The sequence below is a fragment of the Aurantimonas marina genome, assembly GCF_017183135.1.
GTDB classification, from domain to species: Bacteria; Pseudomonadota; Alphaproteobacteria; order Rhizobiales; family Rhizobiaceae; genus Aurantimonas; species Aurantimonas marina.
In genome coordinates, this window is record NZ_JADDXW010000005.1 from 165,139 (window position 1) to 191,141 (window position 26,003).

The window sequence follows — 26,003 nt, forward strand, 5'->3', positions numbered from 1 at the left end:
TTAAAATCGTCCGCGACACAACACTCACGTGTCGCCGGCTGCGTTGATCGAACGCTGAATACGGATTGCGCCCCCCCTGGAGCGACCGTCGACCCTTTCGGGACCCACATGCTCTATTTTTCGCGCTGGAAGACGTTCCTAATCTGGCTGACGGTCGCTCTCGGGGTCGTCTACGCCGCCCCGAACCTGTTTTCCTCCCAGACGCTCGATGGACTGCCGTCATTCGTGCCTGACAACAAAATCACGCTCGGGCTCGATCTACAGGGCGGGTCCTACATCCTGCTCGAGATCGACAGTCCGTCGCTGACCGGCGAGCGACTGCAGACCTTGCGCGACGACGCGCGCCAGATATTGCGGACCGAGCGCGTCGGCTATTCGGGCCTGAGTGATTCTGGCACGACAGTGACGGTGCGGCTCCGCGATCCCGCGCAGGCCGATGCCGCGCGCGAGGCATTGCAGCCGCTGACTCAGCCGCTTTCAAGCGGATTGCTGAGCGGGGGTACGGTCACGGAAGTAGCGATCGCCGAACCCCAGCCGGGCGTGCTGACCCTGTCGCTGACCGACCAGGGAATCGCGTACCGAACATCGACCGCCGTCGCGCAATCGATCGAGGTGGTACGTCGACGCGTCGACGAGCTCGGCACGACCGAGCCGCTGATCCAACGCCAGGGCGATGACCGGATCATGGTGCAGGTGCCGGGCCTCCAGGACCCGCAACGTTTGAAGGCGTTGCTCAATCAGACCGCGAAGCTGACCTTCCGTCTCGTAGATCAAAGCGCTTCTGCTGAAGAGGTCGCCAGGGGCGCCCGCCCTCCCGCCGGCTCGGAACTACGCTATACGAATGACCAACCCCCTCAACCGATCCTGGTCCAGCGACAGGTGATGGTCTCCGGCGAAAATCTCACCGACGCGCAGGCCGGATTCGACAGCCAGACCAACCAGCCTGTCGTCAATATCCGCTTCGACACGCAGGGCGCGCAACGATTCGGTGCGGTGACACAGCAGAATGTAGGCCGTCCCTTCGCCATCGTTCTCGACGACGAAGTGTTGTCGGCGCCGAATATCCGCGAGGCGATCCTTGGCGGCCAGGCCCAGATCAGCGGTAATTTCACCGTCGAGAGCGCCAACGATCTGGCGGTTCTGCTGCGTGCCGGCGCGCTCCCCGCGACATTGAACATCATCGAGGAGCGGACGGTCGGCCCGGGATTGGGCGCCGATTCGATCGCCGCCGGGGAGATCGCCGGCATCATCGGATCGATCCTCGTCGTCGCCTTCATGTTGGCGGCCTACGGGTTCCTTGGCATCATCGCCAACATCGCGCTTGTCGCCAACATCGTCATGATCGTGGCGCTCTTGTCGGTCGTCGGTTCGACTCTGACGCTGCCCGGGATTGCCGGCATTGTGCTGACCGTCGGCATGGCGGTCGATTCGAACGTGCTGATCTACGAACGCATCCGCGAGGAGCGACGCGGTGGACGATCCATTGTGCAGGCGATCGACGTCGGGTTCCAGAAGGCGCTGGGGACGATCATCGATGCCAACATCACCACGCTGATCGCGGCGGTCGTGCTGTTCTCGCTCGGTTCCGGCCCGGTCCGCGGCTTCGCGGTGACACTTGCCTTCGGTATCGTCACGACGGTCTTTACCGCTTTCACGCTGACCCGTTGGCTCGTGGCTGAATGGGTTCGCCGCAAGCGCCCGAAGGAGCTTCCGAAAGGATTCCTCCATCTGGTTCCGGACGTGACGAAAATTCCGTTCATGGCCATTCGCAAATGGACCTTTGCGGCCAGTCTCGCGGCCTCGGTCGCGGCGCTGGTCGGCTTTGCGACCCTCAGCATGAATTACGGCATCGATTTTACCGGCGGGACGCTGATCGAGGTGCAGGCCAAGGCAGAGGCTGCCGACATTGGCGGCATCCGCTCGGCTTTGACCGGGCGTCCGGTCGGCGACGTGTCGGTGCAGGAATTCGGCTCCCCGAAAGAAGCGCTGATCCGGATCGGTTCGCAGAATGCGGATGGGCAAAGCGGCGACGCTGCCCAGCAGGCGACGGTCAACGAAGTGCGCGACGCGCTCTCGGCGGACTATGAGTTCCGGCGGGTGGAGGTGGTCGGGCCGACGGTTTCCGGCGAATTGGCTCTGGCCGGCACGATCGCGGTCCTCGCGGCCATGCTGGCGATCCTCGTCTATGTCTGGATCCGCTTCGAGTGGCAGTTCGCAATCGGGGCGATCGTCGCCACCTTGCACGACGTCATCATGACGATCGGTTTCCTGGTCGTGACGCAGATCGAATTCAACCTGTCCAGTATCGCGGCAATCCTGACCATCGTCGGCTACTCGCTGAACGACACCGTCGTCGTCTACGACCGCGTGCGCGAGAATTTGCGTCGCTACAAGAAGCTGTCGCTGATCGAACTGTTCGACAAGTCGATCAACGACACCTTGTCGCGAACCACTCTCACGGCGTTGACGACCTTGCTGGCGCTGGCAGCCTTGGCGATTTTCGGCGGCGAGGTCATCCGCTCCTTCGTGCTGGCGATGTTGTTCGGCGTGGTAATCGGCACCTATTCGTCAATTTTCGTAGCGGGTCCGATTCTCATCCTGTTCAAGTTGCGCCCCGCCGATTTCCAGGCGGATCGCGAAGAGAACGCAGCCGCGCGGACAGGTATCCCGGCACCGCGCGAAAGCTGACCGGACCATGGCGAAGGGTATCGAAATCCGCGCGGCGCATTTTCCCGGCCGCGCCCCGATCGAAGCCTATGGCAATGGCGGATTTCGGTTTGCCGACATGTCCCATCGCGGCTCGATCCTGTGTCTTCCCTCCGGCATTTACGGTTGGGACGCGACTGTCGAGACGCCATTCGCGGGGGATCGGCTGGCCAAGGTCTTCGAGGAAGCGGACGATATCCGCTTTCTTCTGTTCGGAACCGGCCGCGAAATTCGGCGCCTGCCGCCAGCGCTGGCCGATCGAATGAGGCAGGCGGGCATCTCGTGTGATCCGATGTCGACCGGGGCTGCCGTGCGGACCTTCAATGTCATGTTGGCCGAGAGCCGTCCGGTGGCCGCGGCGCTTGTGGCGGTCGACTGATATCGCATGAGCGAGAACGCCAACGAATGCATTCGTTTGGTCGAGGCGGAGGATCGCGACCGTGCGATCTCGCTGGCCTTCGCGCCAGCGGAGAAGCGGCCGGACCTTGCGGCGCTCTATGCCTTCGATGTCGAGACCACCCGGATTCGCGATAGGGTTAGCCAGCCGATGCCGGGCGAGATCCGGCTGCAATGGTGGCGCGATGTGCTCTCGGGAGAGGGCGAGGGGGCGGCCGCACACCCGGTCGCGGCGGCCGTTTCGGAGACGATCGAACGCCATCAATTGCCCCGTTCCGCCTTTGATCGCCTGCTCGAGGCTCGGATATTCGATCTTTATGATGACCCGATGCCGTCGCGCGATGCGTTCGAGGCCTATGCCGGCGAAACCGCTTCGACGCTGATCATGCTGGCGGCGATGATCCTGTCGCGGGGCGAGGTGGATCGTTTCAGCGACGCCGCGGGCCATGCCGGCGTCGCAACGATGGTCGCGGGCGTCCTGCGGTCGCTGCCGGTGCATCGTGCGCGGGGACAGGTCTATCTTCCGGCCGATCTGCTGGCGGCGGCGGGATGCACGGCCGGCGATCTCGTCAAGGGCGAGGACGAACCATCAAGTCGGGTCCTAGCCGCAATGGTCGCCTTCGGTCGTGACCATGATCGCGCTTGGCGGCAAGATCTGGCGGACATGCCACGAGCGGTCCGCCCTGCCTTCCTGCCAGCGGCGCTGGCGGCTTCGTATCTCGACCGGATCGAACAGGCGGGGCTCGCGACGCTCGACAAACCCGTCGAGATCGGTTCGCTGAGAAAGACCTTCCTGTGCTGGCGGACCATGCGTATCTAATTGTGTGAGACGGCTGTCCGGTCCGTTGCAATATGGAAACGAGCGACTGGGACGCAACGGGGATCGTCATGATCGGCAGATTGAAACGCGTCCCGGGCCGGTTCGGCCGATTTACGCAATCGCTTGCCGAAGGGGCCGGCTCCGCAGCGATTCGCTTCCCGGTCGCGACGCTGCTGGTCGTCGCGATCGCAATTGTCTCCAACCTCGCCGTTCGGAACGTCTATCTGCCGAACGAACCCGATTTCGTCTGGCTCCTCGCCGCACTTTACGGGGCGGCTGCGAGTTCCGTCGTTGCGGCGATCTTCGCCGAGACTCGGCGCTTGCCCGTGTCAGTACGGGTTGTCTCGCCGATCGCGGCCGCATTGATCGTCGGACTCGTGATCTGGTTCGGGCCTGACCTTGGTGTCACCGCACCACCCTTGATCCTCGCCGCAACTCTTGCCGTTCCGCTGGCACCTTATATCGGACGTCACGACGCGTGCCGCTTCTGGGTCTTCTCCCTGGGGACCATCGTCGGCGTCGCGCTGGCGTTTCTGTCGGTGCTGCTTTTCGTGCTCGGCCTGTCCGCAATTCTGGAAATGATTCGGTTTCTGCTCGATGTCGGACTGCCGAATGACGCCTACGAGCACATCTATGTGACCGCCTTCGCCCTGATCGGACCGCTGTTTTCCCTCGGACGTATCCCGCGGGATTTCGACGAGGCAATGCCGGTACCGGGCGATGACCGGCTGATTGCCGGTGTGCGGATCCTGGTCGACTGGGTGGCGGCACCGCTGGTGTTGGCCACGGCGGTCGTTCTGCATCTCTACGCCGCCAAGATTCTCGTTACGATCGAGGTGCCGAAAAACGAGATTGGCTGGATCGTCGCCACATTTGCATTTCTCCTGCTGTCGCTTCGGATCGCAAGCGATCCCTTCATCGCGGGCGGGGCGTGGCCCACGCGGTTTCTGGCGCGAATCTGGGCGTTCGTCTTGCTCGTCCCACTCGCGCTCCTCTTTTACGCAGTCTCGCTGCGGGTCGCAGCCGAGGGTGTGACGCTGGAGCGCTACTACCTGGCCCTGGCTGCGGTCGCAGCAGTGATCGTGATCGTGCTGGAGGCCGTGCCACGCGCTCGCGGTGATATCCGTTGGATGGCCGCGGTTCCGATCGTGCTACTGGCACTGTCGTCATTCGGGCCCTGGGGCGCGGCGAGCACTGTAGGGCGAAGCCAGACCAGCCTGATCGTGACCGAATTCGGCTGGAGCGGCGCAGCGGTCGGAGCGGGAATCTCAGCGGCCGATCGCCCCGCGAATGCACAGGTCCGGTTGCGCTCGCGTCTTTATGCGCTGGAAGAGGCCGGCGAACTCGACCGAATTCTGCCCTTTCTCGATCCCGGTGCAGCGGCGCGCTACGCCGAGGCAAAGCGCGGCAGCCCCGGCACGGAAATCAATAGGGTCTTCGCGGAGCTGGGCTTGGCGGCTCCGTCACAATTGAGCGAGTTTCGCAGCTTCACCGCCAACGCTGGGACCACCGTCGATCTCGCTGGCTTCGATCGCGCGGTGCTGGAACGCGCTGTAGCGGTCATCGAAGGCGTCGGCGGAGCAAGCCGCGGGGCATCGACGCGCCCAGGCGACGTCGCGCTCGCGATCTCGGGCTCGGATCTCACGATCCGGATCGGTACCGTCGAGGATCACGTCGATCTGGCGGCTGCGATCGCCGCTCTCCCCGAATCCGTCTTTGCCACCGATCCCGATCGGTTGGCGCCACCGGTGCTCGACCTGACCAGCGAAGCCGGGCGTCGGATCCGGCTGGCGCTGCGCCAATTGTCGCTGTCCGGCGCCACCAACGCGATCCTTTCGGGGACCCTGGCGCTCTACTACCGGGCCGCCGACTGGCCGGCGGAAGCGGTCGAAGCGCCTGCTGGCGCCGCGGCGCAAACGTCACTCGGCGGCGGTGGCGACCGAATCGAGCCCGAGCCACGCGGTGTAGTCGGCGAGGGCGCGCGCTGACATCGCCTTCTTCTTGGCGATCGCCTTTTCCTTGCCGCGAAATCGCTTCTGGCCTTCCGGTTTCTGGATCGTGCCGGGGTCGAGCGGCGGGAACAAGCCGAAATTGACGTTCATCGGCTGGAACGAGCGCTTGCCGCCGTCTTCTTCGTGAGCCAGATGCCCGCCGGTGATGTGAGCGACGAGCGCGCCCATCGCCGTCGTCTGCGGCGGTGGGCTCAATGTCTCGCCGAGCCGCTCAGCGGCCGCGAAACGCCCGGTCATCAGGCCGACCGCAGCCGATTCGACGTAACCCTCGCAGCCGGTGATCTGGCCGGCGAAGCGCACATGCGGCAAGGCCTTGAGCCGCAGCGTCGCATCGAGCAGCACCGGCGAGTTGAGATAGGTATTGCGATGCAGGCCGCCCAGTCGGGCGAACTCGGCGTTTTCGAGGCCCGGAATCATTCGGAAGATATCGCCCTGGGCGCCGTATTTCAGCTTCGTCTGGAAACCGACGATATTATAGAGCGTGCCGAGGGCATTGTCCTGGCGCAGCTGCACGACCGCATAGGGCTTGATGTCGGGCTCGTGGGCGTTGGTCAGACCCATCGGCTTCATCGGGCCATGGCGAAGTGTCTCGGGGCCTCGCTCCGCCATCACCTCGATCGGCAGACAACCGTCGAAATAGGGCGTGCCTTCCCATTCCTTGAACTCGGTGCGGTCACCCTCGATGAGCGCCGCCACGAAGCGCTCGTAGGTTTCCTTGTCGAGCGGGCAGTTGATGTAGTCCTTGCCGGTGCCGCCGGGGCCGACCTTGTCGTAGCGCGACTGGAACCAGGCCTTGTCCAGATCGATCGAATCGAAATGGACGATCGGCGCGATCGCGTCGAAGAAGGCCAGCGCATCCGATCCCGTCGCGGCGCGAATGGACTCGGCCAGGGCGGGCGCTGTCAGCGGACCGGTGGCGACGATGCTGGGGTCCCACTCCTCGGGCGGCAAACCTTCGACCTCGCCGCGTTCGATTCGGATCAGCGGATGGTCCTCGATCGCCGCGGTGACGGCCTCCGCGAATCCTTCGCGGTCGACGGCGAGCGCGCTGCCAGCCGGCACCTGATGGGCGTCGGCCGCCCGCATGATCAGCGAGTTCGCCAGACGCATTTCTGCGTGCAGAACGCCGACGGCGTTGGTTTCGCTGTCGTCCGAGCGAAACGAGTTCGAGCATACCAGTTCTGCCAAGGAATCCGTCTGGTGCGCGTCGGTCCCGCGCACGGGCCGCATTTCGTGGAGCACCACCGGGATGCCGCGCTCGGCGATTTGCCATGCGGCCTCTGAGCCGGCGAGCCCGCCGCCGACGACATGAATAGGTTTGTTCGACATGGAGAAGATTTAGCAGCCGGTGCGCCGTCCCGAAAGGGCTGGATGGACCGCCATGTGCAGAAACGACGAAACCCGCCGGGGGGAGGACCCGACGGGTTTCAAACGTACCTGCGCTGGGAGGAGGATGCGCAGGCTACAATCCGCATCCGGCCCGGGAGGAGGTGGACCTTCAGCGAAACTTTTGCCTCTCTCATCGGCCGCCGGGGGGAGGACCCGACGGCCGACCAAGAGATGCCCGCGCTGGGAGGAGGATGCGCAGGCACTTGTCCGCCTCGGGTTCTGGGAGGAGGTGAACCCTTGGCGAAACTCTGATCTTCATGGCGCCCGCCGGGGGGAGGACCCGGCGGGCGTCTTTGAAAGATCCGCCCCATTCTGGGAGGAAGATGGGCGGACCTTTATCCGCTAGGCCCTGGGAGGAGGATGGGCCGTCGCGAAACCGAATGGGTCAGGTGGCCGTTCAGCCGACCGTGCGGCGAGCGATCGCGCTGATGTCGCCGCGGGCGATGCCGAGGTCGGTGAGTTCGCGCTGCGACAGACGGCTCAATTCGTTGACCGTCTCGCGGTAGCGGCGCCAGTTGTTGTAAGAGCGGACGATGTTCATGGTCTTCACCTGGTTGTCTGACTTTAATCGATTGAAGCGGCCCGGTTGATCCCTCAGCGTCGCCTCGTTGACCAGGAAGTTAGGCGGCCGGATCGAAGGATGCCAGCCGTCCAAACGCATGGCAGCTTTGCAATTTGTGCAACGCAACAAAAATATGGCGCAACACGAGCGAAATCAATATGTTGATGAGAGGATCGGGACATTCGGTCTCTGCGAGGCGTGCTGCGTGAGCGTTTCGTTAAGCTGCGGTTAAGTATCATGTGAGGCATCAGGCCGCGTCGGTCCTCAATCGGCGTCGGTCGGCGCTGGTCTTCTCCAAACAGGGTACACGGCCGATTCAAGCCAAATTTGCCCTTTCGTGGCCGGAATGCCGGTGATATAGAGGCGCGCGCCTCGCGTCGCCCATTGTTCGGCGCACCATGCGGGTGTGGCGGAATTGGCAGACGCACTTGGTTTAGGTCCAAGCGCCGAGAGGCATGGGGGTTCAAGTCCCTCCACCCGCACCATTCGGGCGCTTTCAAGGAATTCATAACGGGCTCGGTCGGCACAGGTCGGCCCTGGCAAGATCAAGAAGGTATCGAGAATGCAGGTAACGGAGACCAAGGCCGAGGGGCTGAAGCGCGAGATCGAGATCGTCGTGCCCGCCTCGGATCTTGAAGCGCGCCTCCAGACACGGCTCTACGAGGCCAAGGACCAGGTGCGGCTGAAGGGTTTCCGGCCGGGCAAGGTCCCCGTCGCACATCTTCGCAAGATGTACGGCAAGTCGATGATGGCCGAGATCGTCAACCAGATCCTCACGGAAACGCCTCGCACGGTCATCGCCGAGCGCAACGAGCGTTCCGCCATGCAGCCCGAGATCGGGATGACCGAGGACGAGGGCGAGGCGGAGAAGGTTCTGAGCGGCCAGTCGGACTTCAAGTTCACGCTCGCCTACGAGACGCTCCCGGCAATCGAGCTCAAGGACACCACGGGCATCAAGATCGAGCGCCCGATCGTCGAGGTTTCCGACGAGGAGATCGACGAACAGGTCAAGCGGATCGCGGAGAACGCCAGGACCTACGAGCCCAAGAAGGGCAAGGCCAAGGACGGCGATCGTGTCACCATGGACTTCGTCGGCAAGATCGACGGCGAAGCCTTCGACGGCGGTGCGGCCACCGATTCCAATCTGGTGCTGGGCTCCAACCAGTTCATTCCCGGCTTCGAGCAGCAGCTCGTCGGCGTCAAGGCAGGCGACGAGAAGACCGTCGAACTGACATTCCCCGAGGATTACGGCGCGGCCCATCTGGCGGGCAAGGCAGCCACCTTCGACGTCACCGTCAAGGAAGTGTCGGCGCCGGTCGAGACGGCGATCGACGACGAGATGGCCAAGAAGCTGGGCGTCGAATCGCTCGAGCGCCTGCGGACGGTCGTGCGCGAGCAGATCGAAAGCCAGTACGGCCTCGCTACGCGCCAGAAGGTCAAGCGGCAGCTGCTCGATGCTCTCGACGAGACCTATGATTTTGTCCTGCCGGAAAAGCTCGTCGAAGCCGAGTTTACCAATATCTGGACCCAGGTCGAAAACGAGCTGAAACAGAACGGCAAGAGCTTCGAGGACGAGGACACGACCGAGGAGGATGCCAAGGCCGAATACCGCCGTCTCGCCGAACGCCGCGTCCGTCTTGGCCTGGTCCTGTCGGAAATCGGCGAAAAGGCAGGCGTGCAGATCACCGACGAGGAACTGCAGCGCGCGATGTTCGAGCAGGTTCGCCGCTACCCGGGGCAGGAGAAGGAGGTCTACGAGTACTTCCAGAAGAGCCCGGACGCGGTGGCAAGCCTCAGGGCGCCGCTCTATGAGGAGAAGGTGGTCGATCACCTTCTTGCGGAGGTCGACGTCACCGACAAGACCGTCAGCAAGGAAGAGCTGATGGCCGAGGACGAGGATGACAAGGAAGCGGCTCTCGCCTCCTGATGCCTGCTATTTTGCGAAGCGAAATGTAGCGTGGGGTCGGCGAAAGCCGGCCCCTTTTGCGTGGCGCTGTCGGTCTTGGGCCTCAGTCTCGTCAAAGCCCAGCGCAATAGATCGGGACCGAGAGGGGAAGGCGTCAGCTCGCGCCGAACGACACAGGCTATCTCCAGTATGCAACGATTCACAACCGCCGGCATCATCGCATTGTTCATCGGCATTCTCGTTTGGGCGGGAACGAGCGCGGCCCAGATTTCCGGCCTTCCGAACATCGCGTCAGCCGCCAACGAGACCGGCGGGCAGGGCGGCGATACAGCCAATCTCGATGATCTGATCAAAATCCTGGAGAACGACGAGACTCGCGCCAAACTCGTCGAATCACTGAAAGCCGCGGCCTACAAGGCGCCAGAAGACGAGGGCACGAATGGCGCCGCCCAGCCTGGCGGAGCGCCGGTCATCGGAACGTTGCCCGGGGAGATCGCCGCATCCACCCGGGCCCTCATCGGCGGTGTCGCCGAGACCTGGGGAAATCTGCGGCAAAGCGCAAGCTCGGGGCTCGCCATACTGGCCGGTGCGGGTGCTATCGACCTCCCGAACGTCCTTGTGGCGACCTTGCCGGTCGGTCTCGTTGCCATCGTCGTGTTTCTTGTCCTGGCTGCGAGCCGTCTGCTGAAGACGCCCATTTTTCGCCGGCTCGCGGCCGAAGCCTCGCAGTCGAGCCCCGTGCGCAAATTGCTGCTTCTGCTTCTTTCCGCCCTTGTCGACGCGGTGTCGATCGTCGGTAGCTGGGCGGCCGGCTACGTGGCGGCAACCATCTTCTTCGGCGGTCGGCCGGGCCTCAATCAGGCCCTGTTCCTCAATGGTTTCCTTTTGATCGAGATGATCAAGGTGGCGCTCGGGACATTCGTTGCCCCGACCTATCCCAAGCTTCGCCTGACACCGTTTTCAGACCGCCAGGCGAGCTATTGGTACTTCTGGATTTCCCGTCTGATCTCGATTCTCGGCTACACGTTTCTCTTCGTCGCCCCGATCGTGCAGCAGTCTTCGAGCGTGGCGGCAGCCGATGCCACCCGGCTCATCGGCGTGGTGTTGTCGCTGTTCCTCGCGGTCGGCCTGATCCTGAAGAACCGCGGCATCGTCCGCGAACGCCTGAAGCGCGCCAAGCACCAAGGCGACAAAAGCTTCGGCGCGCGCTTCAACGCGTTCATCGGACAGGTCTGGTGGATACTGGCCATCGGCTTCGTGCTGGCGCTGTTCGTGGTGTGGCTGCAAAGTCCTGACACCGGTCTAACCTTCGTCATCACCGCGACCCTCAAGTCGATCGGCGCGATGGCGTTAGGCGGACTGATCGTCTCCATCCTGTCACGGATAATCGCCAAAGGCATTCCGATCCCGCAGGGCTGGCGCGAGCGGATACCGCTGCTGGAAAGGCGCGTGAATGCGTTCATCCCGAAAATGCTCACCGTGGTTCGGGTCGTCGTCGTCCTCATCGTTCTCGGGGTCATACTGGAATCGTGGCATCTGTTCAGCTTCCGCTTCGGTTTGGGCGGCCTGCTGAGCCAGCGCGTCATGGGCAGCCTCATCGGGGCCGGCGTCATCCTGGCTATCGGCGTGGCCTTCTATATCGGCGTCTCGTCCTGGATCGAATATCGGATGAATCCGAATTTCGGCTCGGTTCCGACCGCGCGGGAACGCACGTTGCTCTCGCTGTTTCGCAACGCCTTCACCATCACCATGGTGGTGATCGTGTCGATGCTGGTCCTGTCGCAAATCGGCATCGATATCGCGCCGCTGCTCGCCGGTGCCGGTGTCGTTGGTCTGGCGATCGGTTTCGGTGCCCAGAAGTTCGTGCAGGACATTATCACGGGCGCCTTCATCCAGATCCAGAATGCCATGAACGAGGGTGACATCGTCGAGTTGAATGGCGTCTCCGGCGTTGTCGAACAGCTCACCGTTCGCTCGGTCGGGCTCAGAACCGTCGACGGAACCTGGTATCTGATCCCGTTCTCGTCCGTCGATCAGGTCGCCAACTACTCCAAGGATTTCGCCTATTACGTCGCCGATATCGGGGTCGCGTATCGTGAGAATGTCGAGGATGTGAAGCAGATGATGCACGACGCCTTCGAAGAACTGAAGGAAAGTTCGGTCGGTCCCAATCTGATCAGCGATCTCGATATGTGGGGCGTGCAGGAACTGGGCGATTCGGCTGTCGTCGTGCGCGCCCGTGTGATGACCAAGCCGAGCACCCAATGGGGTGTCGGCCGCGCCTATCGCGAGATCGTGAAGCGCCTTGCCGACGAACGCGGCATTGAAATTCCGTTCCCGCATATGACGGTCTGGTTCGGAGAGGACAGGGCCGGCAAGGCGCCGCCCGTGCGCATAGCGGCCGAGGAGATGGTCGCGCCGGGAAGGCGCCAGATCGACGCGGCGCCCGGGTCGAGCGATGCGGGGCGAGCGACGCAGGAGACCAGCGGCTCGGACTACGGCTCCACCGACGCAACCGGGCGTCCGATTCCGCCCAGCGGCGGCGACATCGACAGCGCCGGCGGAGATCGCGGCTGACGCCGGCAAGGGCGGCAGCGAGGCTGAATTGGGCCATATCCGCGAAGTCAGCGAACCGAACTGCGATATTGCCATTGGCCGATGGCTTGCATAGGCCCTTTGCCAAGCCCTATCTACGGCGTCAGACACGATCATCGATTCTCAAAGGCGGGGCCGTCCGGTGCCGCTCCACCCGAACCAGCAGCGAGACGACGACTGATGAAGCACCCCTTGGAAACCGCGATGAATCTCGTCCCGATGGTGGTCGAGCAGACCAATCGCGGCGAGCGCGCCTATGACATCTTTTCGCGTCTTCTCAAGGAGCGGGTGATTTTCATCACGGGGCCGATCGAGGATTCGATGGCGACGCTGATATGCGCCCAGCTGCTGTTTCTCGAGGCCGAGAACCCGAAAAAGGAGATCGCGCTCTACATCAACTCGCCGGGCGGCGTGGTGACGAGCGGCATGGCAATCTACGATACCATGCAGTTCATTCGGCCGGCGGTCTCGACATTGTGCATTGGTCAGGCTGCGTCGATGGGCTCGCTGCTGTTGTGCGCCGGTCAGAAAGATATGCGGTTCGCGACGCCGAACGCGCGCATCATGGTGCATCAGCCATCGGGCGGATTCTCCGGGCAGGCCTCCGACATCGAACGTCACGCGCAGGACATCATCAAGCTGAAACGCCGTCTGAACGAGGTCTATGTCGAGCATACCGGCCAGGACTACGAGACCATTGACCGGACGCTCGACCGTGACCATTTCATGACGGCGGAGGAGGCCAAGGAGTTCGGCCTGATCGACACGGTGTATTCGTCGCGGGCCTCACTTGAGGCCGATGTAACCAAGTAGCGCATACCATTTGCCACGTCGCGGCCACACTCAGTGGTCGATATGGCCGGGCGACGCGTTAAGGACCACTCAAGCAATCGACGTTATGTCGGATGATGTGCAAAAGTGCGCAGGACGCCTGTTCCGCGACCCTTCGGGGCAAGGTCGCTTTGCCGGCCTGCCGTGTTGGGGGTACGCTCGGCGGAGACAATGAGAAACGGATCCCTGGAGGGGACCGGATCGGAAGGAAAGACGAATGAGCAAAACGAGCGGCGGCGATTCCAAGAACACGCTCTATTGCTCTTTCTGCGGAAAGAGCCAGCACGAAGTCCGTAAGCTGATCGCCGGGCCGACGGTATTCATCTGCGACGAATGCGTCGAATTGTGCATGGACATCATCCGGGAGGAAAACAAATCCTCCATGGTGAAGTCCCGCGAGGGCGTGCCGACTCCCCAGGAGATCATCGCGGTTTTGGACGACTACGTCATCGGCCAGTCCTTCGCCAAGAAGGTGCTCTCGGTCGCGGTGCATAACCATTACAAGCGCCTGGCCCACGCGGCGAAGAACAACGACGTCGAGCTGGCCAAGTCGAACATCTTGCTGATCGGTCCGACCGGCTGCGGCAAGACGCTGCTGGCCCAGACTTTGGCGCGCATCCTTGACGTGCCGTTCACGATGGCGGACGCGACGACGCTGACCGAAGCCGGTTATGTCGGCGAGGATGTCGAGAACATCATCCTCAAGCTGTTGCAGTCCGCCGACTACAATGTCGAGCGGGCGCAGCGCGGTATCGTCTACATCGACGAAATCGATAAGATCAGCCGCAAGTCGGACAATCCCTCGATCACCCGGGACGTATCGGGAGAGGGCGTACAGCAGGCGCTGTTGAAGATCATGGAAGGCACGGTCGCCTCGGTGCCGCCACAGGGTGGGCGCAAGCATCCGCAGCAGGAGTTCCTGCAGGTCGATACAGCCAACATCCTCTTCATTTGCGGTGGCGCCTTTGCCGGCCTCGACAAGATCATCTCCGATCGTGGCCGCAAGACCTCCATCGGCTTTGCCGCGAATGTCGCCGCTCCGGACGAACGGCGCACCGGCGACGTGTTCCGCCAGGTGGAGCCCGAGGATCTGCTGAAGTTCGGTCTGATTCCGGAATTCGTCGGCCGTCTGCCGGTTCTGGCGACGCTGGAGGACCTCGACGAGGTAGCCCTTGTCCAGATTCTGGAGCAGCCGAAGAATGCTCTGGTCAAGCAGTATCAACGCCTGTTCGAGATGGAGAATGTCGAACTGTCCTTCCATGAGGATGCGCTGAAGGCGATCGCCCGCAAGGCGATCGAGCGCAAGACAGGCGCCCGCGGTCTGCGCTCAATCATGGAAGCGATGCTGCTCGATACGATGTTTGATCTGCCAACGCTCGAAGGTGTGCAGGAGGTCGTGATCTCCGAGGACGTGATCGAGGGCAACGCCCGTCCGCTCTACATCTATGCCGAGCGGAACGGTGAGAAGGAAAACGTCAGCGCCTGACGGTCTCGATTTTCGGGAATTGACGGACGGCATGATAGCCCGTCCCGGCTTCCCGCCGGGGCGGGCTTTTTGGTATCGGGCAACCGGAGTGCGACTCGGTTACAGTCCGAATCGCTTGAATTACCGGCCATCGACGCCCACATTGATGATCGATGAAGGCGTCGGCAACGAGTGCTTAGCGAAGGCTCGAGGCGGACGGCCGTAGACGGCATATGCCGTGGAAAGGAATCTCATGACCCAGACGCCAGAACGCCAAGGAGCCGGAGAGGCTTTGCTGTATCCGGTCCTGCCGTTGCGCGATATCGTCGTGTTCCCGCACATGATCGTTCCTCTGTTCGTCGGTCGGGAAAAATCGATCAAGGCGCTTGAAGAGGTGATGGGCGCCGACAAGCAGATCCTGCTTGCGACGCAGAAGAATGCGAGCGACGAAGATCCCGCGCCCGACGCGATCTACGACGTCGGCACCGTCGCCAACGTCCTGCAGTTGCTGAAGCTGCCGGACGGGACGGTCAAGGTTCTCGTCGAAGGCATCGGCCGCGCCCACATCGACACCTTCACTTCCCGCGCCGAGTGGCACGAGGCTTCGGCGTGGATCATCGAGGAGGCCCACGAGGATCCCGTCGAGATCGAGGCGCTCGCCCGATCGGTCGTGTCGGAGTTCGAGAACTACGTCAAACTGAACAAGAAAATCTCGCCCGAGGTCGTTGGAGCGGCCGGACAGATCGACGACTATTCCAAGCTCGCCGATACGGTCGCTTCGCATCTGGCAATCAAGATTTCCGAAAAGCAGGACATGTTGACCCTGGTCAGCGTGCGGGAGCGGCTTGAGAAAGCGCTCGGCTTCATGGAATCGGAAATTTCGGTGCTGCAGGTCGAAAAACGCATCCGCTCGCGCGTCAAGCGTCAAATGGAGAAGACCCAGCGCGAATATTACCTCAACGAGCAGATGAAGGCGATCCAGAAGGAGCTCGGCGACGGCGAGGAAGGCCGCGACGAGATGGCCGAACTGGAGGAGCGGATCAAGAAGACCAAGCTCTCCAAGGAGGCGCGGGAAAAAGCCAACGCCGAGATGAAGAAGCTCAAGCAGATGTCGCCGATGTCTGCCGAGTCGACGGTCGTGCGCAATTATCTCGACTGGCTGCTCGGTCTGCCGTGGGGCATCAAGTCGCGGACCAAGATCGACCTGAAGAAGGCCGAGGAAATCCTCGACGGTGATCACTACGGGCTCGAAAAGGTCAAGGAGCGGATCGTCGAGTACCTTGCGGTGCAAAGCCGGCAATCGAAATTGAAGGGTCCGATCCTCTGCCTGGTCGGTCCTCCGGGCGTCGGCAAGACGTCACTCGCAAAATCGATCGCCAAGGCGACCGGCCGCGAATACGTGCGCATGGCTCTCGGCGGCGTGCGTGACGAAGCCGAGATCCGCGGTCACCGGCGCACCTATATCGGCTCGATGCCTGGAAAGGTCATCCAGTCGATGAAGAAGGCCAAGAAAACCAATCCGCTGTTCCTGTTCGACGAGATCGACAAGATGGGTGCCGATTTCCGGGGCGATCCGTCATCGGCGCTTTTGGAAGTACTTGATCCTGAGCAGAACTCGACCTTCATGGATCACTATCTCGAGGTGGAATACGATCTGTCCTCGACGATGTTCGTGACCACGGCGAACACGATGAATATTCCAGGTCCGCTGCTGGACCGCATGGAGGTCATCCGAATCGCTGGCTATACCGAGGACGAGAAGGTCGAGATCGCCCGGCGGCACCTGTTACCGAAGGCGATCCGCGATCACGCGTTGAAGGAGGAGGAATTCTCCGTCGGCACCGACGCCCTGCAGGAGATCGCCAGGCGTTACACTCGCGAGGCCGGCGTTCGTAATTTCGAGCGCGAACTGATGACGTTGGCCCGCAAGGCGGTAACGCAGATCCTCAAGGGTGAAGCGACCGAGGTTGAAGTCACCGCGGCCAACATTGGCGATTTCCTCGGCGTGCCGCGGTATCGTTACGGCGAAGCCGAACTCGACGATCAGGTCGGCGTCGTGACTGGTCTCGCCTGGACCGAGGTCGGCGGCGAGCTGCTGACGATCGAAGGCGTGATGATGCCAGGCAAGGGCAAGATGACCGTGACCGGCAATCTCAAGGACGTGATGAAGGAGTCGATTTCCGCCGCCGCTTCCTATGTCCGCTCGCGGGCGCTGGATTATGGCATCAAACCGCCCTTGTTCGAAAAGCGCGACATCCACGTCCACGTGCCGGAAGGCGCCACACCGAAGGACGGTCCGTCGGCCGGCACCGCGATGGCGACCGCCATCGTCTCGGTGATGACGGGCATACCGGTGCGCAGGGATATCGCCATGACCGGTGAGATCACCTTGCGCGGCAGGGTATTGCCGATCGGCGGTCTAAAGGAGAAGCTGTTGGCGGCGCTGCGCGGCGGCATCAAGAAGGTCTTGATCCCGGAGGAGAACGCGAAAGACCTCGCGGAGATACCGGACAACGTCAAGAACCAACTCGAAATCGTGCCCGTGTCGCGTATGGGCGAGGTCCTGAAGCATGCGCTCGTTGCGGAGCTAACGCCGGTCGAATGGTCCGAGGCGGATGAACCGCTTACAGGCCGGGCGGAAGTGGAGGATGGTGCGATGGCTGTTGCCCACTAGGCGCACCGTTAAGATTTATTAAAAATGCCGCCATTTTTGGCGGCATTTTTTTTGCAAACCCCGAGAAATCGGGCATCTTGCCGTTGCCGAAGGCGTTGCGATCCGCGAAAGTCGCGCACCGTGCTCACGGAGTCGTTACGACTAGAGAATCAGGAGGGTATCCAATGAACAAAAACGAGCTCGTTTCTGCTGTCGCGGAGAAAGCTGAATTGTCCAAACAGCAGGCAAGCTCCGCGGTGGACGCTGTCTTCGAAGCTATTCAGGGGGCGATGGCCAAAGGCGACGATATTCGTCTGGTCGGCTTCGGGACGTTTTCCGTATCCCACCGCGCCGCATCGAAGGGGCGCAACCCGTCGACCGGCGCCGAGGTCGACATCCCGGCGCGCAACGTGCCGAAATTTGCTGCCGGCAAGGGCCTCAAGGACGCCGTCAACAACCGATAACGATACATTGACACTTCTCGAATTCGGCCGGGCGTTTGCGCCCGGCCGAATTGCGTTCGGGTTCTCGTTCGCGGCTGACAAACCGGACCCAAATGCAGGAACGCGAGATTTTGACTCAGGCGCGATGTGGGATGTGTGTGGCGATCCCGGTCGCATGCCGGCCGGGCGACGCCTCGATTGCCCATCTTGCAAGCGTGGCCGGGCAGGGGGCTCGCAACAGCGGAGCAGGTTCGACGCCCGAATCGCGCTTCGCCATGGGTCGGCGGGAACCACGGTGGGCGATGAGAGACTCGAACTCCCGACATCCTCGGTGTAAACGAGGCGCTCTACCAACTGAGCTAATCGCCCGCCGACGTTTCGTCTAAGCGTTCGAGGTCTCGCTGGCAAGCCGTTCGGCGTTGTGCGAACAGGCATATGAGCCTCGCAAGAGGCGTCGAGTCATCCCCTGGTGGTCGTCGGCCGCAACAGCGGAATGGCCGCGATTGCCAGCATGCCGAACTTCCCACGAACCGCCCGAGAAACTTTGCCCGGTTCTGCTTGACAGCATAGGGGGATGCCCGTAAACGACCGCCTCACAAGCCGCAGCGAGCGGTCGAGCGCGGGTGTAGCTCAGTCGGTTAGAGTGCCGGCCTGTCACGCCGGAGGTCGCGGGTTCGAGCCCCGTCACTCGCGCCATTTTATCCACGACAATCGACACCGATGCCGCTTCCCCGATGGGGGAGAGCGGCCTCATGCTCGCCGGACCGGCCGGGTCCGCGTCACCTCGGCGCTCAAATCCCCGATCCGGCCTCCTCCGGGAAATCGCTTTCGAGGGCTGGCTCCGGCCAGTCTACTACGGGATCGCTCGCGGTCTTGCCCGATGGCGGCGCCGGCATCGGCATCCAGGCCAGAAGTTCGTCGTCCTGATAGGTGACGGGGCATTGCGGATCGCAATCCGTGGCGACCCAGCATTTTTCCGGCGCGTTGCGTGGCGTCGTCCAGCGCACTGTGTCGACTTCCGCCGGGCCTTGTTCGCTAGCCCGGAGCGTCACGAGAATGCGGTTGCCATCGCGTTGCGCATTTCTCATGGACTGCCATTGCGGCATCTCACCGGGTGTCATCGCTCTCTCCGTGGTTGCTGCGCCGGAGCCTTGCCGACGCACCTCACATTCGGCCGGCCGCGCACTGCGACGGCCGGCCCGATCGTCAATCTAACTCGCGCCCGAGCGGGAATACCAGAGACGCGCCGGCCTGCGCTTTTCCTGCCTGAAACCGGCGGTCGCACGTCACATCGAGATTGGTCATCGACCATCGGGTCCCGAAGCCTTGCCTCGGCAGAAGGAAGGCGATAATCCTCGCCGCAATGCGAAGAGCGCCGGGTCTCTTGGCCGCATTGAACAACGCCCGGGACACATGATGCCATGCACTGCGGTGGCATCGCGTGGCGGCGGTCGTGGTCAAGCCCGTCGCGATTGTCAGGCTGTCCGTCAGGGATTGGAATATCGAGATGCCGGAGTTGCTTGCATCCTACCTGCCGATCGTCATTTTCGTCGGCGTTGCCCTCGTCATCGGTCTGGCGCTTCTGGTGTCGCCGTTTTTGCTCGCCTTCAAGGCGCCGGACGACGAAAAGCTCTCAGCCTATGAGTGCGGCTTCGACGCCTTCGATGATTCGCGAATGAAATTCGACGTGCGCTTCTATCTCGTGTCGATCCTTTTCATCATTTTCGACCTGGAAGTCGCATTCCTGTTTCCGTGGGCCGCGAGCTTCGGAACCCTCGGGTGGTTCGGCTTCTGGTCAATGATGGTCTTCCTCGGCGTTCTGACGGTCGGCTTCATTTACGAGTGGAAGAAGGGGGCCTTGGAATGGGATTGAGTGAGGGTTTCCGGCCGCTCGTGGCGCATGCGCCGTCGACCGGGGTCGCGAGTGCGGGCGCCGTCGCCCCCACGCAAGACCCGTTCGTCACCGACATCAACAATGAGTTGGCCGATAAGGGCTTCCTGGTCACCTCGACTGACGATCTGATCCAGTGGGCCCGGACGGGCTCGCTGATGTGGATGACCTTCGGTCTCGCCTGCTGCGCCGTCGAGATGATGCAGATGTCGATGCCGCGCTACGATGCCGAACGATTCGGATTCGCGCCGCGCGCCTCGCCGCGCCAGTCCGATGTCATGATCGTCGCCGGCACGCTGACCAACAAGATGGCCCCGGCGCTGCGCAAGGTCTACGACCAGATGCCGGAGCCGCGCTACGTCATCTCCATGGGCTCCTGCGCCAATGGCGGAGGCTACTACCACTACTCCTATTCCGTGGTCCGCGGCTGCGACCGGATCGTGCCGGTCGATATTTACGTGCCGGGCTGTCCGCCGACCGCAGAGGCGCTGCTTTACGGGGTGCTTCTGCTGCAAAAGAAAATCCGCCGCACCGGCACCATCGAGCGCTGAGGTTGACGATTGTAATGCGCGAATTCGCAACCAAGGATTTGGCCGACTACGTGGCCGAAACGCTGGGCGGCAGCCTCATCGAGCATCAGATGGCGTATGGCGAATTGACGCTGGTCGTCGCGCCCAAGGACATCGTCAGCGTGCTGACCTTTCTGCGCGATGATCCGCAGACCCAGTTCGTCAATCTGACGGACATCTGCGGAGTGGACTATCCGGAGCGGGAGAAGCGTTTCGACGTGGTCTACCACCTGCTGTCTCCGCGCCAGAATCAGCGCATCCGGGTAAAGGTGCGGGTGGGGGATAACGATCCCGTCCCGTCGATCTGCGACGTTTTCGCCGGGTCCGACTGGTTCGAGCGCGAAGCCTATGATTTCTACGGCATTCTGTTCACCGGTCATCCCGACCTTCGCCGCATCCTCACCGATTATGGCTTCGAGGGGCATCCCCTGCGCAAGGACTTCCCGCTGACGGGCTTCGTCGAGGTGCGTTACGACGAGGAGAAGAAGCAGGTGGTCTACGAGCCGGTCGAACTCAGGCAGGAATTTCGCAATTTCGATTTTCTCTCGCCTTGGGAAGGAACGGACTACGTGCTGCCGGGCGACGAGAAGGCAAAACCGAACTGAGGTCCGGACATGAGTGAGGCACTACCCGGCGGATGTCTGTGCGGTGCTGCGCGGTTCACCGCAAAACCGCAGAAAATGGAAATGGATGTCTGTCATTGCCGCATGTGCCAGAAGTGGAGCGGCGGGGTCTTCATGGCCGTCCCATGTACGGACGTGAATCTTGAGGACGAGACGCAATTCGGTCGATATGTTTCGTCGGATTGGGCCGAGCGGCTGTTCTGCAAGAGTTGCGGATCGAGCCTTCTCTGGCGACTGCGCGACGGCGGTCATGCGGCCGTCTCCATGCAGGGATTCGATGACCCATCGCGCTTCGCGTTCACCGAGGAAATCTTTATCGACGAAAAGCCCGAGACTTACCGGTTCGCCGATGCGACGCGTAAGATGACCGGGGCGGAAGTCGTGGCAGCCTTCGCTGCCGGGCAGGATAGCTAGACATGGCCGAGATCGACGTCCGCAACTTCAATATCAATTTTGGACCCCAGCATCCGGCCGCCCACGGCGTTCTCCGGCTCGTGCTGGAGCTCGACGGCGAAGTCGTTGAACGCGTGGATCCGCATATCGGGCTTTTGCATCGCGGCACCGAGAAGCTGATCGAACACAAGACCTATCTCCAGGCGATCCCCTATTTCGACCGGCTCGACTACGTCGCGCCGATGAACCAGGAGCACGCATTCTGTCTCGCCATCGAGCGGTTGGCGGAAGTCAGCGTGCCCCGGCGCGGGCAGCTGATTCGCGTGCTCTATTGCGAAATCGGCCGCATCCTCTCCCATCTTCTCAACGTGACGACCCAGGCCATGGACGTCGGCGCGCTGACGCCGCCGCTCTGGGGTTTCGAGGAGCGCGAGAAGCTGATGGTATTCTATGAGCGCGCCTCCGGTTCGCGCATGCACGCCGCCTATTTTCGGCCAGGCGGCGTGCATGAGGATTTGCCGCTGCAACTCGTCGACGACATCGGCGCCTGGTGCGATCCGTTCCTGAAGGTCTGCGACGACATCGAAGGCCTTTTGACCGACAACCGCATCTTCAAGCAGCGCAATGTCGATATTGGCGTGATCGGCCTCGACGATGCCTGGGCACTCGGGTTTTCCGGCGTGATGGTGCGCGGCTCGGGCGCGGCCTGGGATTTACGCAAGTCGCAGCCTTACGAGTGCTACGACGAAATGGATTTCGATATCCCCGTCGGCAAGAACGGCGACTGCTACGATCGCTATCTCATCCGCATGGTCGAGATGCGCGAATCGGTGAAGATCATGAAGCAGTGCGTCGAATTGCTGGCGGGCGCCGAGCGCATCGGGCCGGTGTCGTCGGCCGAAGGCAAGGTCGTGCCGCCGTCGCGCGGCCAGATGAAGCGCTCGATGGAAGCGCTCATTCATCATTTCAAGCTCTATACAGAAGGCTTCCATGTGCCGGCGGGCGAGGTCTATGCCGCGGTCGAGGCGCCGAAGGGCGAGTTCGGCGTCTATCTGGTCGCGGACGGCACCAACAAGCCCTATCGTTGCAAACTGAAGGCGCCGGGCTTCGCCCATCTCCAGGCGATGGACGTGATGTGCAAGGGGCACATGCTCGCCGATGTCTCTGCGATTTTGGGCTCGCTCGACATCGTCTTCGGCGAGGTCGACCGCTGACCAACGTAAGCCGGCCTGTCGATTCGAACTGCGTGTGCTAGTCTGACGCCATGAAAGCCGACGCCGCCCAGTATCCGACGATGACCGCCGACGAGTTCCTCGTCCGGGCGGAGAGTTGCGGCGAAGGCGGGCGCTACGAGTTGCTGGAGATCATCCGGTGCGGCTACAGGCCGAGCGTGTCAGTCATTCAGAGACGAAATTATCGGTCGTGATTGCGCTTTGCGTGATGGCCTTCGGGGAGCGGGTCTCGACTGCACGGCCTTCATCGATGGGGTCAGCGTCAGGATCGACGATCATTCCGTTTGCGGGGACCAGACGCCACCGTTCACTGCGGACTCTATGACCGTGACCGGTTGTATGTCGACAATCTCGTGATTGTGGCTGAAGTGGTCTCGCTGTCGAGCGTGCGGAGTGATGTCGACCGCCGTCTGATCGACTATTTTTCCGTTCCGACAATCCTGCATTATCTGATCGTCTACGGAGACGAAAAGCGCGTGGTCCGCCCATCGGGGGGACGGGCGAAATCACTACGGTGATCCTTGGCACCGATCCCACGATCGATTTTTCTCCGCCGGGATTTTCGGTTTCAGTCGAGGCACTTTTGGACATCTGAATCGTCGCCGCTCGGACAATCGAGCGAGGGCGGAATCTTGCAGCTTAAAGCCACTGGCCTTTTGCCGTTCGTGTGATAGAACGCACCGCAATATCGCATGTTGAACCGGTTCCAAAGTCGAGGTCCGATGTCTGTCAGACGTCTCGCGGAAGATGCCGTCCAGCCCGATGGCTTCGCCTTCACCGACGAAAACGCGGCTTGGGCACAGGCGACGATTCGTAAATATCCCGAGGGTCGTCAGCAGTCGGCGGTGATTCCACTTCTGATGCGGGCGCAGGACCAGGAGGGTTGGGTCACCAAGTCGGCGATCGTTCACGTCGCTGACATGCTGGCGATGCCGCTCATTCGGGTGCTCGAGGTCGCGACATTCTATACCCAGTTCCAGCTGAAGCCGGTCGGCACCCGGGCGCATGTGCAGGTTTGCGGCACGACGCCGTGCATGCTGCGCGGCGCGGAGGATCTGAAGGCGGTCTGCCGGTCGAAGATCCATCCCGAGCCCTTCCACCGCAACGAGGCGGGGACGCTGTCCTGGGAAGAGGTCGAGTGCCTCGGGGCCTGTGTCAATGCGCCGATGGTCATGGTGTTCGAGGACACCTATGAGGATCTGACGCCGGAGCGGCTCGAGGAGATCATCGATCTATTCGAGGCGGGGCGCGGCGGGGAAGTCGAGCCGGGACCACAGAACGGGCGCCACCTGTCGGCTCCGATCGGCGGTTTGACCAGCCTCACCGGCGACTACGACGATCTGATCAAGAATTTGCCGTCTGAAAAATCCCAGGCGCCGGAAGGGCGCGCGCCTTTCAAGGGCACGGGCGCAGAGCCGGCCACCACGACCCCGCCGTCGAAAGCCGGGAGGCCGGATACCGAGGCTCCGGAAACTGACCCGACCATCGCAGCGCCGGGCAAGGCGAACGATGACAACGTGCCGCAGTCGGCCGAGCAGAATATCAGCGATGAACTGACAGCCAATGGCCATCGACCGGGCGCGGGCCGCACCGGCGGAACCGTCGAGGGCGCGGCCGGAGAAGCCGGACGGGATGCCGCCGAAGCCGGTCAGGTTTCGGCTGAGACGCCGGCCGCTACGGCGCCGACCGGCGGAACGCTCCGCCGGAAGGAAGCCGCTGCCCGCGCGGCGACGGTCCCGGATGTCGCGCTGGCTCCGAGTGATGCGTCCAGAGGGTCTGGTGCCGCAGGCGCGATGGTCGATCTCTCCGGGAAAGACGATGGCGCGAAGCTGGAGGGCCAGCGCCGTGCGACCTCCGATACCAGCGCTGGGCCCATGGATGCTGCCGCTGGAGGAGACCTCGCGCCGGCGGGTGAGGTCGGCGAAAAACCCGCGGGCCTTCTGAGTACGCCGAAGGGTGCGGCGGATGACCTGAAACAGATCAAGGGCATCGGTCCGGTCATCGAGGCCAAGCTCAACGAACTCGGCGTCTTTCACTTCCGGCAGATTGCCAAGTGGAGCGATGCCGAGCTTCTCTGGGTCGACAATTATCTGAATTTCCGTGGCCGTGCCGTTCGTGACGGCTGGACGGCCCAGGCAAGGGTCTTGCAGGATGGGGCGGCCGGGTCCCAAGGCGCGGAATGATGCGGGCGAGGAGACACTAGATGCTTCACGACAAGGACCGCATTTTCACCAACATCTATGGCCTCAGGGACAAAAGCCTAAAGGCCGCGATGAAGCGCGGGCATTTCGACGGTACGGCCGGCATCATCGGCAAGGGCCGCGACTGGATCATCAACGAGATGAAGGAATCGGGCCTTCGCGGACGTGGTGGTGCCGGCTTCCCGACCGGACTCAAATGGTCGTTCATGCCGAAGGAGCCCGGTGCGCGCCCGCATTACCTCGTCATCAACGCCGACGAATCAGAACCCGGTACCTGCAAGGACCGGGAGATCATGCGGAACGACCCGTTCACGCTGATCGAGGGCTGCGTCATCGCCGGTTTCGCGATGGGCGCGCACACCTGCTACATCTACATTCGCGGCGAATATATCCGCGAGCGGCAGGCGCTGCAGCGGGCCATCGACGAGTGCTATGAGGCCGGGCTGCTCGGCAAGGACAACAAGTGCGGCTGGGATTACGACATCATCGTCCATCACGGCGCCGGTGCCTATATCTGTGGTGAAGAGACCGCGCTGCTGGAAAGCCTGGAGGGCAAGAAGGGCCAGCCGCGCCTGAAGCCGCCGTTCCCGGCCAATGTTGGGCTCTATGGCTGCCCGACCACGGTGAACAACGTCGAATCGATCGCGGTCGCGCCGACGATCTTGCGTCGTGGCGGCGGCTGGTTCGCCGGTATTGGCCGCCAGAACAATACCGGCACCAAGCTGTTCTGCGTCTCCGGCCACGTCGAGCGTCCGTGCACGGTGGAGGAGGCGATGGGCATCTCCTTCCGAGAACTGATCGAAAAGCATTGCGGCGGCATCCAGGGCGGCTGGGACAATCTTCTCGCGGTCATCCCCGGCGGCTCCTCCGTACCGCTGGTTCCGGCCGAGGATATCATCGACGCGCCGATGGACTTCGACGGGTTGCGCGACATCAAGACCTCGCTCGGCACCGCCGCCGTCATCGTCATGGATCGCTCCACCGACATCGTGAAGGCGATCGCCCGAATCTCATATTTCTACAAACACGAGAGCTGCGGCCAATGCACACCCTGCCGCGAGGGCACCGGCTGGATGTGGCGGGTGATGGAGCGCATGGCCATCGGCAATGCCCAGAAGCGCGAGATCGACATGCTTCTCGACGTGACCAAGCAGGTCGAGGGCCATACGATCTGCGCGCTTGGCGATGCGGCCGCCTGGCCAATCCAGGGGCTGGTGCGCCATTTCCGCGCCGAAATCGAGCGGCGGATCGACGAGTTCTCGCGCAATGCCGACGCAGATCGCCGGCCTGTGCTCGAAGCGGCGGAATAAGCAGGA

22 protein-coding genes and 3 tRNA genes are annotated in these 26,003 nt (G+C 62.5%); 21 read left to right on the forward strand and 4 right to left on the reverse strand.

The window, feature by feature from the left end:
- Positions 1 to 108 precede the first annotated feature (108 nt).
- From secDF to ING15_RS08110, 4 genes are all read left to right on the forward strand, one after another.
- Complete coding sequence (gene secDF, locus ING15_RS08095) at positions 109 to 2,688, forward strand: protein translocase subunit SecDF (RefSeq protein WP_206454282.1); 2,580 nt, start codon at positions 109 to 111, stop codon at positions 2,686 to 2,688.
- 7 nt (positions 2,689 to 2,695) lie between these two features.
- Positions 2,696 to 3,085 (forward strand): Mth938-like domain-containing protein, encoded by a 390-nt coding sequence (locus ING15_RS08100; protein WP_206454283.1) that lies wholly within the window; start codon positions 2,696 to 2,698, stop codon positions 3,083 to 3,085.
- 6 nt (positions 3,086 to 3,091) lie between these two features.
- Entirely contained in the window at positions 3,092 to 3,922 is an 831-nt protein-coding gene (locus ING15_RS08105; protein WP_206454284.1) for a phytoene/squalene synthase family protein, read from the forward strand.
- Between the two features lie 68 nt (positions 3,923 to 3,990).
- Positions 3,991 to 5,910 carry a DUF4153 domain-containing protein gene (locus ING15_RS08110; RefSeq protein ID WP_206454285.1) on the forward strand — a complete coding sequence of 640 codons (1,920 nt, stop codon included), beginning with the start codon at positions 3,991 to 3,993 and terminating at the stop codon, positions 5,908 to 5,910.
- On the opposite strand, the gene trmFO is transcribed toward ING15_RS08110, so the two are convergent.
- Entirely contained in the window at positions 5,842 to 7,263 is a 1,422-nt protein-coding gene (trmFO, locus tag ING15_RS08115) for a methylenetetrahydrofolate--tRNA-(uracil(54)-C(5))-methyltransferase (FADH(2)-oxidizing) TrmFO (RefSeq protein ID WP_206454286.1), read from the reverse strand. The genes ING15_RS08110 and trmFO overlap by 69 nt on opposite strands.
- Positions 7,264 to 7,720: 457 nt before the next feature.
- Complete coding sequence (locus ING15_RS08120) at positions 7,721 to 7,864, reverse strand: DUF1127 domain-containing protein (RefSeq protein ID WP_206454385.1); 144 nt, start codon at positions 7,862 to 7,864, stop codon at positions 7,721 to 7,723.
- A 421-nt stretch (positions 7,865 to 8,285) separates the two neighbouring features.
- Between ING15_RS08120 and ING15_RS08125 the strand changes: the two genes are divergently transcribed.
- The 7 genes from ING15_RS08125 (at position 8,286) to hupB (ending at position 17,799) form a co-directional block, all read left to right on the forward strand.
- A tRNA-Leu gene (locus tag ING15_RS08125) sits at positions 8,286 to 8,370 on the forward strand.
- A 77-nt stretch (positions 8,371 to 8,447) separates the two neighbouring features.
- Entirely contained in the window at positions 8,448 to 9,812 is a 1,365-nt protein-coding gene (gene tig, locus ING15_RS08130; RefSeq protein ID WP_206454287.1) for a trigger factor, read from the forward strand.
- A 168-nt stretch (positions 9,813 to 9,980) separates the two neighbouring features.
- Positions 9,981 to 12,368: a mechanosensitive ion channel domain-containing protein gene (locus tag ING15_RS08135; RefSeq protein WP_206454288.1), complete on the forward strand. Its 2,388-nt coding sequence runs from the start codon at positions 9,981 to 9,983 to the stop codon at positions 12,366 to 12,368.
- 198 nt (positions 12,369 to 12,566) lie between these two features.
- Positions 12,567 to 13,199, forward strand: coding sequence for an ATP-dependent Clp protease proteolytic subunit (locus ING15_RS08140; protein ID WP_206454289.1), 633 nt, complete (start codon positions 12,567 to 12,569; stop codon positions 13,197 to 13,199).
- Positions 13,200 to 13,434: 235 nt separating this feature from the next.
- Positions 13,435 to 14,703, forward strand: coding sequence for an ATP-dependent Clp protease ATP-binding subunit ClpX (gene clpX, locus ING15_RS08145; protein ID WP_206454290.1), 1,269 nt, complete (start codon positions 13,435 to 13,437; stop codon positions 14,701 to 14,703).
- A 232-nt stretch (positions 14,704 to 14,935) separates the two neighbouring features.
- Positions 14,936 to 17,356: an endopeptidase La gene (gene lon, locus ING15_RS08150; RefSeq protein WP_206454291.1), complete on the forward strand. Its 2,421-nt coding sequence runs from the start codon at positions 14,936 to 14,938 to the stop codon at positions 17,354 to 17,356.
- A 164-nt stretch (positions 17,357 to 17,520) separates the two neighbouring features.
- Positions 17,521 to 17,799, forward strand: a complete 279-nt coding sequence (gene hupB, locus ING15_RS08155; protein ID WP_206454292.1) for an HU family DNA-binding protein — start codon at positions 17,521 to 17,523, stop codon at positions 17,797 to 17,799.
- A gap of 275 nt (positions 17,800 to 18,074) precedes the next feature.
- Here the strand turns inward: hupB and ING15_RS08160 are convergent.
- Positions 18,075 to 18,147: transfer RNA gene (locus ING15_RS08160), tRNA-Val, on the reverse strand.
- Between the two features lie 250 nt (positions 18,148 to 18,397).
- On the opposite strand from ING15_RS08160, the gene ING15_RS08165 reads away from it, so the two are divergent.
- Positions 18,398 to 18,474 (forward strand) — tRNA-Asp (locus tag ING15_RS08165).
- A 95-nt stretch (positions 18,475 to 18,569) separates the two neighbouring features.
- Here ING15_RS08165 and ING15_RS08170 read toward each other — a convergent pair.
- The gene (locus ING15_RS08170) at positions 18,570 to 18,899 is read right to left on the reverse strand and encodes a hypothetical protein (RefSeq protein ID WP_206454293.1); all 330 of its coding nucleotides are present in this window, start codon (positions 18,897 to 18,899) and stop codon (positions 18,570 to 18,572) included.
- A gap of 386 nt (positions 18,900 to 19,285) precedes the next feature.
- Between ING15_RS08170 and ING15_RS08175 the strand changes: the two genes are divergently transcribed.
- The 9 genes from ING15_RS08175 to nuoF all read left to right on the forward strand — a co-directional run bounded on the left by ING15_RS08175 (position 19,286) and on the right by nuoF (position 25,997).
- Positions 19,286 to 19,651, forward strand: coding sequence for an NADH-quinone oxidoreductase subunit A (locus ING15_RS08175; protein ID WP_206454294.1), 366 nt, complete (start codon positions 19,286 to 19,288; stop codon positions 19,649 to 19,651).
- Entirely contained in the window at positions 19,642 to 20,220 is a 579-nt protein-coding gene (locus tag ING15_RS08180; protein WP_206454295.1) for a NuoB/complex I 20 kDa subunit family protein, read from the forward strand. The genes ING15_RS08175 and ING15_RS08180 overlap by 10 nt, the downstream gene beginning before the upstream one ends.
- Positions 20,221 to 20,234: 14 nt before the next feature.
- On the forward strand, positions 20,235 to 20,843 hold the full coding sequence (locus tag ING15_RS08185) for an NADH-quinone oxidoreductase subunit C (protein WP_206454296.1): 609 nt from the start codon (positions 20,235 to 20,237) through the stop codon (positions 20,841 to 20,843).
- Between the two features lie 9 nt (positions 20,844 to 20,852).
- Positions 20,853 to 21,275: a GFA family protein gene (locus ING15_RS08190; protein ID WP_206454297.1), complete on the forward strand. Its 423-nt coding sequence runs from the start codon at positions 20,853 to 20,855 to the stop codon at positions 21,273 to 21,275.
- Positions 21,276 to 21,277: 2 nt separating this feature from the next.
- Positions 21,278 to 22,468: an NADH-quinone oxidoreductase subunit D gene (locus tag ING15_RS08195; RefSeq protein ID WP_206454298.1), complete on the forward strand. Its 1,191-nt coding sequence runs from the start codon at positions 21,278 to 21,280 to the stop codon at positions 22,466 to 22,468.
- 50 nt (positions 22,469 to 22,518) lie between these two features.
- The gene (locus tag ING15_RS08200; protein ID WP_206454299.1) at positions 22,519 to 22,680 is read left to right on the forward strand and encodes a hypothetical protein; all 162 of its coding nucleotides are present in this window, start codon (positions 22,519 to 22,521) and stop codon (positions 22,678 to 22,680) included.
- Positions 22,681 to 22,770: 90 nt separating this feature from the next.
- The gene (locus ING15_RS08205) at positions 22,771 to 23,004 is read left to right on the forward strand and encodes a PDDEXK family nuclease (RefSeq protein WP_206454300.1); all 234 of its coding nucleotides are present in this window, start codon (positions 22,771 to 22,773) and stop codon (positions 23,002 to 23,004) included.
- Positions 23,005 to 23,208: 204 nt separating this feature from the next.
- Positions 23,209 to 24,669, forward strand: a complete 1,461-nt coding sequence (gene nuoE, locus ING15_RS08210) for an NADH-quinone oxidoreductase subunit NuoE (protein ID WP_206454301.1) — start codon at positions 23,209 to 23,211, stop codon at positions 24,667 to 24,669.
- 20 nt (positions 24,670 to 24,689) lie between these two features.
- Positions 24,690 to 25,997 carry an NADH-quinone oxidoreductase subunit NuoF gene (nuoF, locus tag ING15_RS08215; protein ID WP_206454302.1) on the forward strand — a complete coding sequence of 436 codons (1,308 nt, stop codon included), beginning with the start codon at positions 24,690 to 24,692 and terminating at the stop codon, positions 25,995 to 25,997.
- Positions 25,998 to 26,003 lie beyond the last annotated feature (6 nt).